Raw genomic sequence first — 14,582 nt, forward strand, 5'->3', positions numbered from 1 at the left:
TCTATTTTTAGCTTGTCCTTTCATTATCAATTTTATTAAATTTGTAGCAAAGGCATATCTTCTAAAATATATTAATAGTAGCAAAAGACAAGGGAGGTATGCTGTAATGGCTTATTCAAATAGGGAGCTATTTGCCAGAATTATAAAATGTGAAGCTGGTGGGGAAGGCGAAACAGGAATGAAGGCTGTAGCCACTGTAATAATGAATCGCGTTCATGTAGCAGATGGTGAGTATAGAAGAGTGTGTCAAGGTGACTTAAGAAAAGTAATAAATCAACAGGGTCAATTTGATTGCATGAGAAGCATAATTAGAGGTAGGACCAATCCCCAGACTATTTGGGCCACTCCACCAGAAGATATACACTATCAGATAGCTGACTGGGCTTTAGCAGGGAATAAATTATGGAATATAGGTAGGTCTTTATGGTATATGAATCCTTTTGTACCTACTTGTCCTCCAGAATTTCCATATAACGGTTCAGGTGCTTTTAATTCAAGAATAGGCGATCACTGTTTCTATGATCCAACAGCACTATATAGCAACACTTAAAATATAGGAGGGATTTTATGAGAAGACAACAAAATGATGACAATAATAGATATAATGTACCAGCTATGCCACCAGCAGTATCACCAATTACTCAACCAAATATGCCGCCAGTAGTGTCACCAATTAGGCAACCGAAGACGCCACCAGTGGTATCTCCGATTAGACAGCCAAACATGCCACCTGTGGTGTCACCTATTACTCAGCCTAATGTGCCTAAAATGTCACCATGTCCATTTGTTCCACCACCTGGAACAGCTTTTAATCCAGTAGGAGTACCACCATGGGCTGCTCAACCAGGTATGCCACCAACTAGTAGTCCATTTACACAGCCACCTGCTACATCTCCTACTACACCAAGAACACCAGCAGACCTTGAACGTGAACCTGGTCCTCCAGTTTTAACTAATGATGGGTATTTACAAGCACATTTAAAACAATATATAGGTTACCCAGTAAAGGTTGAGTTCATACTTGGTACAAATATGTTTATAGATAGAGAAGGCACCCTCATAGATGTAGGTATAGACCATATAGTTTTAAGAGAGACTAGAACAGATGATTTATTGTTTGCTGATTTTTATGCAATAAAATTTGTGACTATACTTTTATAAAAGATAATAAAAAAATAAAACATTTTTTGAAGATTAAATGAAAATTTAATCTTCTTTTTTGGATTTTTGGACATTATAAAATATATAGATAACTAATATTAAGAGGAAGATAATATGAAAAATTTTGAGCTATATTATGGTGAAGCTTTTAGGAGTGTACTAAAGGCAGTAAACCCGTTTAAAAAGAAAGTTATAAAAACTGAAGCAAAGGTTCATCAGTTTATTAATGTTCATGCCCTTAACATACTTAAAGCAAATGCTTATATTATGGAGTTCAATGAGTTTAAAAGACATATAGAAATTATAAATAAAGGGGCTGTATGGGCTGACCAGGACTTTAAGAGCATAAATCATTTCTACAATCCAACAAAGAAAAAGGGGTTGTACGGGCACGGAAATGCTTTAAAGTTGACACAAAAATACTATAAAATTGTTATAGATAGCTTTAAAGAAAATGACATTGAAAAATCTATGTTCTATCTAGGAGCAGCAGTGCATATAATACAAGATCTGACTATTCCTCAGCATGTAAATATAAGATTATTAGATAATCATAGGCAGTATGAAAACTTCGTAAAGACAGCTTATGATAAAGTTAAAGATTTTGGAACTTTAGATAAGCCTATAGTATTTGATGAGATTGAAGACTTTGTAAGATTCAATACTAAAGTAGCACTGAGGATTTACAAGCAATTTAAAAAAATCAAAGATGACAATCTAAGGTTTTATAAAACAACAAGATGTTCACTTCCCCTTGCTCAAAGAACTACGGCAGGGTGCTTAATTATGTTTTTAAGGAAAGTAAATAGTATTGACTTAAAGTGAAACATTAACTATAAAAATGCCATTTAATCAGATTTTCTAATCTTAATCTATAACATTAACTTTAAATATATAAACTAATGTGGAAAAAAATCCAGAAAAAGTGTAGAATGTATATGTATAAAATGGGAGGGATAGTAATGGGAAATAATTCAAGAAAGCCAAAGGAAAGAAAGGACATTGACCAAAAATATTTATGGAATCTGGAATCATTGTACGTAAGCGATGAAGCCTGGGAAGAGGACTTTAAAAAGGCTAAGGAGCTTTCGAAAAAAGTAAAGGAGTATCAAGGAAGAATTGGTGATAGTAGTGAAATATTACTTGAAATTCTAATCCTGCAAGATGAATTATTTAGAGTAGTTGATAACATATATACATATGCAAAGATGAAGCAGGATGAGGATACTAGAAATAGCACATATCAGGCTTTAACTGACAGAGCTTCAGGATTAATGGTAGAAGCTGGAGAAAGTGCATCATTTATAGTGCCAGAGCTTCTTATGATAGATGAAGAAAAAATAAATACGTATTTGGATGAAAGAAAAGAATTACAAATTTATACTCATTATTTGCATAATATTTTAAGAAATAAAGAACATACTCTTTCGCCAAGAGAAGAAGCAATAATAGCTCAAACCGGTGATATTGCTTCAGCTTCAGAGAATACTTTCGGTATGCTTAACAATGCTGATATAAAATTTCCAACAATAAAAGATGAGAATGGGAATGAAGTTGAAATTACTCACGGAAGCTATATACCTTTGATGGAGAGTAAGGATAGAAGAGTAAGGCATGATGCTTTCAGAGGTCTTTACGATACATATTACAATTATAAAAATACTTTTGCATCAACCTTAAGTGGAAATGTAAAGAAAAATATATTATACTCAAAGCTTAGAAAATATAGTAGTGCTCTAGAAGCATCACTTAATCAACATAATATCCCAACAGAAGTTTATTATAATCTAATTAAAACTGTAGGAGATAATCTTAGTTCATTACATAAATATGTAGCTTTAAGAAAGAGAGCACTAGGTTTAGATGAGCTTCATATGTATGATTTATACACTCCTATAGTAAAAGACATAGATATGAAGATACCTTATGAAGAAGGAGAGCAATTAGTACTAAAAGGTCTAACTAAACTAGGAGACGAATATATTAATATAGTTAATGAAGGTCTTAAGTCTAGGTGGGTAGACGTATATGAAAATAGAGGAAAGAGAAGTGGGGCATATTCATGGGGAACATATGATTCTAACCCATTTATACTTCTAAATTATCAGGATACATTGGATAATGTGTTTACATTAGCTCATGAGCTAGGTCATTCACTTCATAGTTACTATTCGAGGAAAAATCAACCTTATGTATATGGAGGCTATAGTATCTTTTTAGCTGAAGTTGCATCTACAACTAATGAAGCTTTACTTATGGATTATATGCTTAAAAATGTAAAATCTAAAGAAGAGGAACTATATCTTCTTAATCATTATCTTGAGCAATTTAGAGGTACTGTTTATCGTCAAACAATGTTTGCTGAATTCGAGCTTGCTATACATGAGCATGTAGAGAAAGGTGAATCCTTAACTGCAGATTGGTTATGTGAGACTTACAAAGCACTAAATGTAAAATATTATGGGCCAGATATTATAGTAGATGACCATATAGCAATAGAATGGGCAAGAATTCCTCATTTCTATTATAATTTTTATGTTTTCCAATATGCTACTGGTTTTTCGGCAGCAACTGCATTTTCTCAGAAAATATTAAATGAAGGTGAAGAAGCTCTAGAAAAATACATTGGATTTTTGAAGAGTGGAAGCTCTGACTATCCAATAAACGTGCTAAAGAAGGCAGGAGTTGACATGACTACACCTGAGCCAATTGAAAAAGCGCTTAAGTTTTTTGGAGAACTTGTAGATAAAATGGAAAAGCTCATTTAATCAGAGTGCCCAAACATGTATTTAGTATAATTCGTTTATACAGTAGCTTAGTAATCAAGGCTTTCTCAAAGTATTGAGGAAGCCTTTGCTATTGATTTAATCTGAAATAAATATTAAAATAATGTACATAGGAGAGTAATTAGAAGATGAAGCTGAACCAAATTATCGTCTATATAATTTTTGCCATATTGATACTAGGAGCATTTTTACCAGTTGTATCGTATTTGCTTATAGGATTGTTAATTGCATTGATAATAGCTTCTAAACAAGAGAAAATTGTTTGGAATCATCTGATGCAGAACAAGATACTTTTGATGATGATTGCTTCAGCAGTTTTTTCATCTTTATTTTCTGATTTGTGGTATATAAGTATTCTTTTTTCAATTTTATATATAATGAAAATTTTATTCTGTTCAATAGTTAGTTGTTACCTAGAGGAAAGGCACATTAACTTAGTTATTATAGTGGTAATGATTTTAGGGATAATAGTATCAATTATAGGGATAATCCAGTACTTTTATTTTGATAACAACATGCCTGAAAGCTGGGTAGATAGTGAAGTATATAGAATTGATTTTAGAGCCTATTCGACTTTTTTCAATCCTAATATACTAGCAGTATTCTTGGATCTTACCATATTAACAGCAGTAGTACACCATGAGTCAAATAAAAAGAGCCTATGCAGAGCTTTTGCTCTTTTGTGTAGTACATTATCGACAATGTGTTTATTATTGACGTATTCTCGCAATGGATGGATATCTCTTTGCATATCATTCATAACTTTATTCTTAATTAATAGAAAATACATGAAATACGCAGTAATATTTCCAATATTATTTATTTCATTCGACTTCTTTAGTGATACAGGTAGATTACTTCCTCAAAACATAGCAGCTGATTCAAGTATAGATTATAGAATAAAGATTTGGAAAACATCTTTATATATTATAAAAAACAATCTAATATTGGGAATAGGTCAGGGTACTGTATGGGAACAGATACCAATATATTCAAATGAGTTAAAAGCTTATGTGTCTCATGTGCATAATATTTATTTGCAAAGGCTTGTGGATACAGGCATAGTAGGTCTATCTCTTTTTATTTCATTTATAAAATACTTATGGAATAAGATTAAGTTAGATGTTTTTGACAATAAAGATATTAGTCTCATATCCATGGGCTTCTATATAGTACTATTAGTAAATGGACTTCTTGATGCAGTTAGCTTTCAAGAGCAAATATCAATTTTTGTTTGGACTTTTATAGGAATTAATCTTACAGTAACAAAGGTTTATAACCTTAGTGAGGAAAACTATAATAGAGCTACTGAACACACATTTACAAAATCTGACTGAACTATGTGAATTAAAAAGCATATTGAATTAATGAGTAGGAAAGGTGATAGTATGAGAAATACAATAAAGGCCGTAAAAAGACTTGTAAGTGAAATAGAATCATATATTTACTGCAATAATTATGATAAAGTTGATAAATTAGCTGATGAACTGATTAATGCAACTAAAATAATAAAGGAACAATGCACTAATACTACAAGATTTGGTAATAATACTGGGAGTGGGAGAAGGGTAGAATATCCCGGCTTTTCACTGATAAGCACATTACCTTTCTTATATAAACCCATAGAAATAAGAAATTACTATGAAGGGGATTATTTAGAAAAGTTTAGTGATAGAAGGACAGACGATTTAAAAAGAGCAGGTGCCCTAGAGTTACATAATAAGTTTTGGATGTCAAATAATGTAGAGGGAGGAAACATTTTTGGCTCCATACCTCTAGAACTAATTGACAAAGACTCAGCTAAAACACTGTTTTCCTATGGTTGGAAACAAGCAGATGTAACAATTTATGAAATAGATGAAGGCATAACCCTTAGAGAATTAGACAGGATTTGCTCTGGAATATTCAACCATTATATCATTGCTACAGAAATGAGAAATAGTACAAAGCTAGTGTTGGATTTTAATATATAACTTTAAGCTAATATACAGGCTTTTCCAAAGGGGTTTATAGTGGTTGGTCTAGGATACTATATAAATTTATCTCTAACCTTAGACCAGAAATTTTGACTATGAAAAGTAAGCTTTCTTAATGTCATATCAGAAAGCTTAAATGTAATCTCCACTACGTTATCATACTTAAACTGCTTTCCGTCTATGATTATTAAAATGCTGTTTTCATCCCTGTATTCAGGATTAATTTTTATAGACATTCCGTCAGGTATAATAGCGCTATTTTGTAAAGATCTATAGGCTTTAGAGTTTATTGGACAAAGAGGAGTTAACTGCAATGTCTTTAGGGTTGGATAAACTATGCTTCCTCCAGCAGAAAGATTATAGGCAGTACTCCCGCTAGGGGTAGAGATTATTAATCCATCTCCACTAAAGCATTCTAGATGGTTATCATCAATTGAAACATTTAGATGTATAACCTTTGATTCTATACCCTTGATAACTATTTCATTGACACCAATAAGCTCTATACAGCTAGCTCTTGTACATACAATGGTTTCAACTAGATAGATATCTTCTATATTATAATTTCCCTTGGAATAATTCTCTACAAATTTATTAATATTGTCAGGATTTACTTCATGAAAGAAGCCTAAGTGTCCTGTATTAACTCCGACAAAGGGAATATATGGAAAGTCATGCTTGTGGACAGCTCTTAAAAATGCACCATCCCCACCTATGCATATACTTAGTTCTGCATTATGATCAAATTCGTAGGAGATAGCATAACCATACTCTCTTAATTTATTTTCTAAAATCTCAGAAGTTTCTTTAGAACGAGTATTATCATTATGTATAATATTTATTATTTTTGTTCTTTGTAGTTTATTATCCAAAGCGTTCCCTCCAAATTTTGTATGTGAAATAGCTGAGATTAAAAGTATATGTATATTATACACTAATTATATTAAATATAAAACGGAGGAATGTAATGAAAGAAAGTGAAAGTGTAATAATATTCAATGTAAAAGAATCGGGACTAACAATAGAAGAAGTACTAAAGCAAGGTTATGGCATATCAGGAAGACTATATAGAAGACTTCAGAAAAATCAACAGTTATATTTGAATGGGAAAACAACAAAAGCTAATGTAACTGTTAACAAAGGTGATAAAATTGCCATCCTTATGGAGGAGGAGGTAGAGACAAGTATTCCAGTAGATATTCCATTAGATATAATTCACGAAGATTTTGATTTGATAATTCTAAATAAACAGCCCAATATAGTAGTGCATCCTACTAAGAGTCATCAAGATGATACCATAGCAAATGGTGTAGCTTATTATTTTAATAAAAAAAATATAAGCAAAAAGGTTAGGTTTGTAAATAGGTTAGATATGGGAACTTCAGGAATATTAGTCATAGCTAAAAACGCTTTTACACACCAGCAGATGTCAAAGCAAATGGAGGAAGGAACGATAGAAAAGAAATATTTAACTATAGTTGATGGAGTAGTGGATAAGGATGAAGACATCATCGATTTACCTATAGGTAAAGAAGATGATGAACCTATGATAAGAGCTGTAATGGAAAATGGACAGGTTGCAATTACAAAATATAAAGTAGTTGAAAGGTTCAATAAAGCAACCTTACTAGAAATAGAAATTGAAACAGGAAGAACTCATCAGATTAGAGTACATATGAAACACATTGGGCATCCAATAATAGGTGATCATTTATATAATGAACCAAGCGACCTAATAAATAGGCAAGCATTACATGCATATAAATTTAAATTTATTCATCCTAGGACTGGAGAAGAAAGAGAAATAATCGCCAAGATGCCTAGTGATATGGAGACTCTCATTGCAAAGCTTTAGAATTAAAATACAAATCGCGGTGAAATCTTGTTTTCACCGCGATTTGTATTTTGCAATCAACTTAATAGCAACCTCTTCCCCAGCACATACAGAAGATTAATACTAGAAGTATGAAGAAAAATAATAGGGTATCGCCGTCGAATAACCCTCCAAGTCCAACATTATTTCCCATTAGAAAACCCCCTTACATAATTTGTAACCAATTTATTGGTTAATACAATATATTAATCATATAGATTTTTTGTTACATGGAAAAAGAAAAAGAACTTTGCTTACGGGGGCAGTGGAGATAAATAAGCAAAGTTCAATTAATAAATCTTATTATATTTTTTACCATTATTTTAAAACTTAAACATCCTTTTATAAAATTCAAATATTTTATGAAAAAAGAGTTGTTTTTAGGGCATAATAAAAGTTGAGGTGATTCTATGTTAAACAGAATTAGAGAAATAAGAACTAGGGACAAAGATGGTATCTATACACTTACCTTAGAAATACCCGAGAAAGAATTTTTTCTAGTCTATAATGATGTAGACAATGAGTCAGCCAATGACCTGTTAAAGCAATATCTAATTTTTAGGCAGGATGATGCAAGACTAACCTCTGTAGATATAAAACATGATAAAAATAATCACATGATTAACGTGGTAAGCGAATTAAACTATTTGGGTAATGACCACACAGATTATCCATAAAAATTATCTTAAAGGGAACGGTGGCCTTCGTTCCCTTTAAAATCAGTTTTGCTGTTCCTTTTTAGAATCCTTTGAGTTCAAAGCATTTAGCATTTCAAGCATTTTAAACATATCTCCTATTTTCTCATTTGTAGCCCCTTGATTATTTCCTAATACAGGCTTTAAAGCATCAACTATACTATCAAGTTGATTTGATTTATTTCCGCTATTTTGCAACATAGGCTTAATTACATTTACCATACTATCTAGCTGATTAATTTTATTTTCATCATTTCCCAATAAAGGCTTTAAAATATTGACCATATCTTCTATTTGAAGAGATTTACTTGTGTTATTTTGAACAGGTATTTCCACTTTAGTTGGTGGGCTTGATATCTTTTCTGCTTTATTAGTTATATTACCTAGGCCTGATATCATATTACCTAAGGACTTGTATTTATCAAAATTTAAAGCTACATCAATAGCTGGTTTTAGAGCATTAAAATTTTCGTCATTTATTTCGTTTTTTATAGTTGAGAGTATGCCATTTATTCTATCTTTGTTAGATAAATTATCATAGGTTAATATAGGAGTATAAGATTTATTAGTAGCTATTATTTCCATGAGTTCAATGATTGTGGCTGCTTTTTCAATACAGAATATTATTGTGTTTAGGGGCTCTGTAATATACTCAGGCATGTAGGGTCCTATTTTTTTTACTATGCCCATTTTCTCACTTATACTTTTAAAGTCAATGGAGGCTAAAAGGTCACTGCCTAGGCCAGATACATAGGCTCTTTTTTTTGTAAATCCTCGTGAAGAGTTGCTTATTAAGAGTATCAAAGGCAATAGAAGAATCAACTTATTGATATGTAGATTTGATTTTTCAGTTAGGTTTTGGTTTGAAGGGATTGCTACAATTTCGTTCAATTTCATGCCTCCCTAGTTAAATTTACAAATAGTATTTATATCTATAATATGTAATAGGATTATTTCTGTTACAATAAATTTTAATTTTTTCTTCTAGTAATATGACATGCACTTTTACACATAGACTTATATATAAATTAAATGAGGAGGAATGTAAATGGTTAATGATAATAAAAATATTGAAGAAGTAATTGAGCAAATAAAAGAGAAGATAGAACCTACAGAGGAACAACTTGAAACAGTTAAAAAACTTGTAGAGCAGTACTCAAACAAATCAGGGGATGAGATTTTTTTTGAAATAATAAGGCTAAATAAGAAACTTACAGAAGATATGGGTCAAGAAGAGTTTCTGGCTAAACTGAATCAATTGGAAGCTTTAAGGCCATTATTAAATCAAGAGCAAAATGAAAATCTAGACAGGTTACTTAAAATGTTAAAGACTGGCCAATAGTTCAACTAAATATTTTCAGACATACAAAGAAGGGGAAACCCTTCTTTGTTTTATGACCTAACCCGATTGTTTCGGATGCTTTTCAGAAAGAATCGTAGGTAGGTCAAACGCAGTGAGCACCAAATTCATAGAGGGCAGTCAAGCAAATGAATTTGTGTTGCGAAACTGCTAAAAACGACATAGCCAGTCAGGGAATGAGTGAATTATGTTAACTTGATTGCTTTTAAATAGACATCTATCAAGTGTTATGCTATAATCATAATATATTATGTAAACTAGAAAGGGGACGAACATGAAGCTGTTGAAGAACAAAAGAATCCTTATTGTATTAATAGCTGTCATGGTCATAGTAATAGTATCTGCATTTGTTTTCTTAAGCAGCAGACCGGAAGTTACAGATATATCTTATATAGAATTCAGTAAGCATCTGGAAAATGGGAATATAGAGTCTGTAAATCTTACAGCTGAGGCAGAAATAGTAGGAGCATTTAAGAATGGTGAGCTGTTTAAGACAGATAATCCTAGAACTGAAGGATTTAAAGAAAAACTTCTTAATTCTGGTGTCGATGTTAAAGAGACAAATGGCGGTAGTACTATTGGTGATATAATAACTATGATAGTAGTGCTAGTAGCTTTTGGTGGATTATTTTACTTTGTTAGCAAGAACTCTAATAAAATGGCACAAAAAGAGATGACTCAAATGTCTGAAATAGATGATAATGGAGAAAATACTTCCAGCATAACCTTTGAAGATGTAGCAGGAAATGATGAGGCTAAAGAAAGCCTAAAGGAAATGGTAGATTTTATTAGAGAACCAGAAAAATACGAGAGATATGGAGCTAGAATGCCTAGAGGAGTGTTGCTTTATGGTCCTCCAGGAACAGGTAAGACTTTGCTTGCAAAAGCTTTAGCTGGGGAAGCAAATGTTCCTTTCTTTTCAGTAACAGGTTCAGATTTTATACAGGTGTATGCTGGTCTTGGAGCAAGTAGGATAAGAAGCCTATTTAAAAAGGCAAGAGCAACAGGAAAATGCGTAATATTTATAGATGAAATTGATGCTCTAGGTAAAAAGAGAAGAGGTGGGGCATCAAATGGTTCTTCTGATGAAAGTGACAGAACACTTAATGCATTATTAACAGAAATGTCAGGATTTAAAGAAAATCAAGGAATTATAGTTGTGGCAGCGACAAATAGAATAGATACTTTAGATGATGCCTTATTAAGGCCGGGAAGATTTGATAGACAGCTTGAAGTAGGATTACCTGACATAAATGCCAGATATAAAATATTAGAGCTTCATGCTAAAAATAAACCAATAAGCAAGCAAGTTGATTTAAGAAAAGTTGCTTATCAGACAGTTTATTTTAGTGGCGCAAAACTAGAAAGTCTAATGAATGAATCTGCTATGTTAGCAGCTAGATACAATGATAATAGCATAAATATGAGTCACATAGATAAAGCTTTTTATACTGTAATTGCAGGAGAAGAAAAGAAGGATAGAAGCTATATATCTATAGAAGAGAAAAAAGTTACTGCTTATCATGAAGCAGGTCATGCTTTAGTTACTAAATTAACTTCACCATTAAACAGAGTAACTAAAATTAGTATCATACCAAGTACAAAAGGTGCTGGAGGTTTTAGCATGAACATTCCTCCTGATAAGTTATATCAATCAAAAGAAGACATATTAAATCATATAATGGTGGCTTTAGGGGGAAGGGCAGCTGAAGAAATAATTTTCGGCAAGGATAAAATAACTACAGGTGCACTTAATGATTTACAAAAGGCCACTGACATGATAATTTCTATGATAGCGAGATACGGAATGGATGACAATACAGGACTTCTAAACTTCGAGGTACTGTTAGGAGATAGTATTGGTAGCAATGCATATGTAGTTGATAGAGCTAAGAAATTAATTGAAGAGCTATACACTAAAACTTTAAGTCTAATTAGAGAAAATATCAATAAGTTGGAAAATATTTCAGAAAGACTGTTAATTAATGAAACTATGGATGAAGATGAGCTTAATGATATTATATTAAAATCAGCTTAATTGGCAGTCTGATTTAACTTAATAATGACTTGTATTTTCTTTGAGGTTTTAATATAAAGTATAAGTAAATTAAAAAAATATATAATAATTTACTTAAATATAGGTTATTCTAAATATAGAAAGAATTTCAAATATAATTTAATTTGAAATTTTAAAGATATATAGTATAATAATTATATAAAGAATGAATTGTTTCCTGAGATGTACGATAGTCTATGATAATTCAACCGACATATTATATACGGGAGTCTGAGTTCATTAGTTGATGATATGCCTGTTCTAACAGGACATCAGAGGTTAGTGGCAGGACACCCACCTGCAGAAGTGCGGGTGTGAATTAGCTAGACCGCCGGCATCATGGGAATATAAAATCCTTAAGCAACTGCTTAAGGATTTTATATTTTTTAGTGCTTTTCTAAATTTGTAATAGATACCTCATCTATTATCATTTGATAAACTAATTTATGAATCATTTTATCAAACATTTTATTAGAAAGTGATTTATAGAAAGTTTCAGAAAAAATACTAAGTGATGTTAGTATAATATTGGTAGCAAATACAAGATATAAAACTGCCATGATCATTATTTTTTCTGCTAACCTCTAAATCTCATAGACAGTCTATTAGTTTACCAAACTCTACATACTCAAATTGCATATTAAATAAACACCAAAGTACACAGCAATAGCTACACGCAAAATTAAGCTACGAATAGCTTTTACTTGTCAGGTGCTCACCAACAGTGGAGTGTAATTCAAGTTATTGTATTGGTTATAATGCTCATTTCTTCTGCTGTGAAAATATAGCATTAACCTGAGAAGTTTCCTCAATTATGCCATTCTCATATATTCGATAATTTTGAATTGCATTCACTATTTTTTTCGAAATACTATCTCTAGCATCAAATATGCTTCGAGGAACTACAAGATTTAAAAGATCGTCTTCCTTAAACCTTGGATGTTGACTTCCTTCTACTGAATTTACGAAAACATTTTGCACTACATCTGACAAAAGAAACGGGACAAGAAAGGCAATTGATTTATTGTTGCGGCTCCTCATTACATAAAATTCAGTTGATGCCACAAGTAATCCATCTTTCTTTTCAATATCAACATATGCAACCTGCCTTAAGTAAGGACGTAATCTTGAAATAATAACATCCCCCTGCTGTAGTATCTTTTTATTGCTGTTGAGTATAACTTTTTGTTGAGGAATCTTTAAGTACCCTCCCATAGCATCTGAAGTATTAATTTGATAGCATTCCACTCCTGATGCATTTTTCATAGTGATTGTGTTATCAGATAGCGAAATGATATCTGAAAGTAATACTCCATCATCATCAGATATATCCATCCGTCTTTTCGGATTATATCGTTCTGGTGTTAGAACAAATTGCAAACCTAATTCCATCACAGATTTTATTATACAGAGAGCCATCTGATTACCACCTCACCCCTTCTTTTTTCAAAAACGATTTAAAGCTTACAAAAATCTCATCCAAATCATGGTCAACATCTCTCCAAGATGATGTATTATGACATTTATAAATTACTTTTCCACGGCTGTCTTTTCCAGGCTTTTCGCTAATACCAAAAAAAATGTTTTCATCACCAGTCCTTTTCGTATCTCGCTTCTGTATAAATAAGATGCTAGTTTTTACAGATGTATGTGGCATGAAAGCATTTCTCGGTATACCGATAACTCCAATAATCCTACACCGTTCAAGTATCCATTTACGCAAGCTCTCGTTTTCTTTTGCACCAAATATGTTATCCGGTAGAATAATTGCCATACGGCCTCCCGGCTTTAAAAGCTCAATACACCGTTCAACAAACAACACGTCTCTTTCTATCTTTAATTTACCAGAAGAAATATAATAACTTTCCAGAATATCAGGCTCAATAATTTCACCAGCGAATGGTGGATTGGTTATGATAATATCAAATAACCCTTTAAATTTCTCAATTCTCAAAATATCTTCAATAGTTGTAGATATTTCTGAAATACCAGTTTCAAACAAATTTGATCGAACACCGTTCTTTATCAAACTGTTCACTTTGTGAATATGAAAGTTTTGAACGTTTCCAACATACATCAATAATCTTGCAATCCGAACCGCAGTATTATCAAAATCAAATCCCCACAATTTAACTCCATTTGATAATCCATTTAGATATGAGTGATACAAAAACGCACCAGAACCAGTGGCTGGATCCAGAACGGATTCTCCCGCTTTGGGATTTAGTATTTTAACGCAAAAATCAACAATATATCTTGGTGTAAAATATTGACCCTTGGACCCCTTCTTTTCCTTAGAAATCAGGAATTCAAAGATGGCGTCAATCCCTTCATATCCTTCTTTGGTGAAGTCAAATGTCGATACTATTTTCCAGCAAACAGCAAACTGTTCTTCTGTGATGCAAAGTTTTGTTTCCAACAAAATACCTTTCCAAAGTTGATCTATTTCTTGCAAACAGCGATTTGCTTCATTAACGGTATTAATTGTGCTTTCAGGAGCATTTAGTTCTTTCCATAATTTAATAACGACCAACTTAAATATCTCCTCGAATTCATTTTCTCCGGAATTAGCAAGCATTAGTTCTTCAAGACGTTTATAGATGTCTTCAAAAGTAATTATATGTACAGTTTTTCTAGTAGTCATAATGTAATCTCCTTTCAACGTTTATTATATC

The 14,582-nt window shown here is 32.0% G+C and carries 15 protein-coding genes and 1 other RNA gene; 11 read left to right on the plus strand and 5 right to left on the minus strand.

Going from position 1 to position 14,582, the window contains the following annotated elements:
- The first annotated feature begins 106 nt into the window (after positions 1–106).
- The 6 genes from DW1_RS07395 to DW1_RS07420 all read left to right on the plus strand — a co-directional run bounded on the left by DW1_RS07395 (position 107) and on the right by DW1_RS07420 (position 5,920).
- Positions 107–550 carry a cell wall hydrolase gene (locus DW1_RS07395; RefSeq protein ID WP_074349971.1) on the plus strand — a complete coding sequence of 148 codons (444 nt, stop codon included), beginning with the start codon at positions 107–109 and terminating at the stop codon, positions 548–550.
- A gap of 17 nt (positions 551–567) precedes the next feature.
- The gene (locus DW1_RS07400; protein WP_074349972.1) at positions 568–1,161 is read left to right on the plus strand and encodes a hypothetical protein; all 594 of its coding nucleotides are present in this window, start codon (positions 568–570) and stop codon (positions 1,159–1,161) included.
- 114 nt (positions 1,162–1,275) lie between these two features.
- A complete protein-coding gene (locus tag DW1_RS07405) occupies positions 1,276–1,986 on the plus strand; it encodes a zinc dependent phospholipase C family protein (RefSeq protein ID WP_074349973.1) in 711 nt (236 codons plus the stop codon).
- Between the two features lie 137 nt (positions 1,987–2,123).
- Positions 2,124–3,929 carry an oligoendopeptidase F gene (gene pepF, locus DW1_RS07410; protein ID WP_074349974.1) on the plus strand — a complete coding sequence of 602 codons (1,806 nt, stop codon included), beginning with the start codon at positions 2,124–2,126 and terminating at the stop codon, positions 3,927–3,929.
- Between the two features lie 146 nt (positions 3,930–4,075).
- Complete coding sequence (locus DW1_RS07415) at positions 4,076–5,284, plus strand: O-antigen ligase family protein (RefSeq protein WP_074349975.1); 1,209 nt, start codon at positions 4,076–4,078, stop codon at positions 5,282–5,284.
- A gap of 30 nt (positions 5,285–5,314) precedes the next feature.
- Positions 5,315–5,920 carry a hypothetical protein gene (locus DW1_RS07420; RefSeq protein ID WP_143474378.1) on the plus strand — a complete coding sequence of 202 codons (606 nt, stop codon included), beginning with the start codon at positions 5,315–5,317 and terminating at the stop codon, positions 5,918–5,920.
- A 56-nt stretch (positions 5,921–5,976) separates the two neighbouring features.
- Here DW1_RS07420 and DW1_RS07425 read toward each other — a convergent pair whose 3' ends face one another.
- Positions 5,977–6,795: an NAD(+)/NADH kinase gene (locus DW1_RS07425; RefSeq protein ID WP_074349977.1), complete on the minus strand. Its 819-nt coding sequence runs from the start codon at positions 6,793–6,795 to the stop codon at positions 5,977–5,979.
- 95 nt (positions 6,796–6,890) lie between these two features.
- Between DW1_RS07425 and DW1_RS07430 the strand changes: the two genes are divergently transcribed.
- Together DW1_RS07430 and DW1_RS07435 are read left to right on the plus strand one after the other, a co-directional pair.
- Positions 6,891–7,778, plus strand: a complete 888-nt coding sequence (locus tag DW1_RS07430) for an RluA family pseudouridine synthase (RefSeq protein ID WP_074349978.1) — start codon at positions 6,891–6,893, stop codon at positions 7,776–7,778.
- A 428-nt stretch (positions 7,779–8,206) separates the two neighbouring features.
- The gene (locus tag DW1_RS07435; RefSeq protein ID WP_074349979.1) at positions 8,207–8,473 is read left to right on the plus strand and encodes a hypothetical protein; all 267 of its coding nucleotides are present in this window, start codon (positions 8,207–8,209) and stop codon (positions 8,471–8,473) included.
- A 42-nt stretch (positions 8,474–8,515) separates the two neighbouring features.
- Here DW1_RS07435 and DW1_RS07440 read toward each other — a convergent pair whose 3' ends face one another.
- Complete coding sequence (locus DW1_RS07440) at positions 8,516–9,382, minus strand: hypothetical protein (protein ID WP_074349980.1); 867 nt, start codon at positions 9,380–9,382, stop codon at positions 8,516–8,518.
- A gap of 157 nt (positions 9,383–9,539) precedes the next feature.
- On the opposite strand from DW1_RS07440, the gene DW1_RS07445 reads away from it, so the two are divergent.
- From DW1_RS07445 to ssrS, 3 genes are all read left to right on the plus strand, one after another.
- A complete protein-coding gene (locus DW1_RS07445; protein WP_074349981.1) occupies positions 9,540–9,833 on the plus strand; it encodes a hypothetical protein in 294 nt (97 codons plus the stop codon).
- 292 nt (positions 9,834–10,125) lie between these two features.
- Entirely contained in the window at positions 10,126–11,889 is a 1,764-nt protein-coding gene (locus DW1_RS07450) for an ATP-dependent metallopeptidase FtsH/Yme1/Tma family protein (protein ID WP_074349982.1), read from the plus strand.
- A gap of 190 nt (positions 11,890–12,079) precedes the next feature.
- A non-coding RNA gene (ssrS, locus tag DW1_RS07455) (6S RNA) lies at positions 12,080–12,257 on the plus strand.
- A 36-nt stretch (positions 12,258–12,293) separates the two neighbouring features.
- On the opposite strand, the gene DW1_RS15530 is transcribed toward ssrS, so the two are convergent.
- The 3 genes from DW1_RS15530 to DW1_RS07470 form a co-directional block, all read right to left on the minus strand.
- Positions 12,294–12,467: a hypothetical protein gene (locus DW1_RS15530; protein WP_159433568.1), complete on the minus strand. Its 174-nt coding sequence runs from the start codon at positions 12,465–12,467 to the stop codon at positions 12,294–12,296.
- Positions 12,468–12,669: 202 nt separating this feature from the next.
- On the minus strand, positions 12,670–13,326 hold the full coding sequence (locus tag DW1_RS07465; RefSeq protein WP_074349984.1) for a restriction endonuclease subunit S domain-containing protein: 657 nt from the start codon (positions 13,324–13,326) through the stop codon (positions 12,670–12,672).
- 4 nt (positions 13,327–13,330) lie between these two features.
- On the minus strand, positions 13,331–14,551 hold the full coding sequence (locus DW1_RS07470; RefSeq protein WP_074349985.1) for an HsdM family class I SAM-dependent methyltransferase: 1,221 nt from the start codon (positions 14,549–14,551) through the stop codon (positions 13,331–13,333).
- Positions 14,552–14,582: the final 31 nt, after the last annotated feature.

Source organism: Proteiniborus sp. DW1, assembly GCF_900095305.1.
Taxonomy (GTDB): domain Bacteria; phylum Bacillota; class Clostridia; order Tissierellales; family Proteiniboraceae; genus Proteiniborus.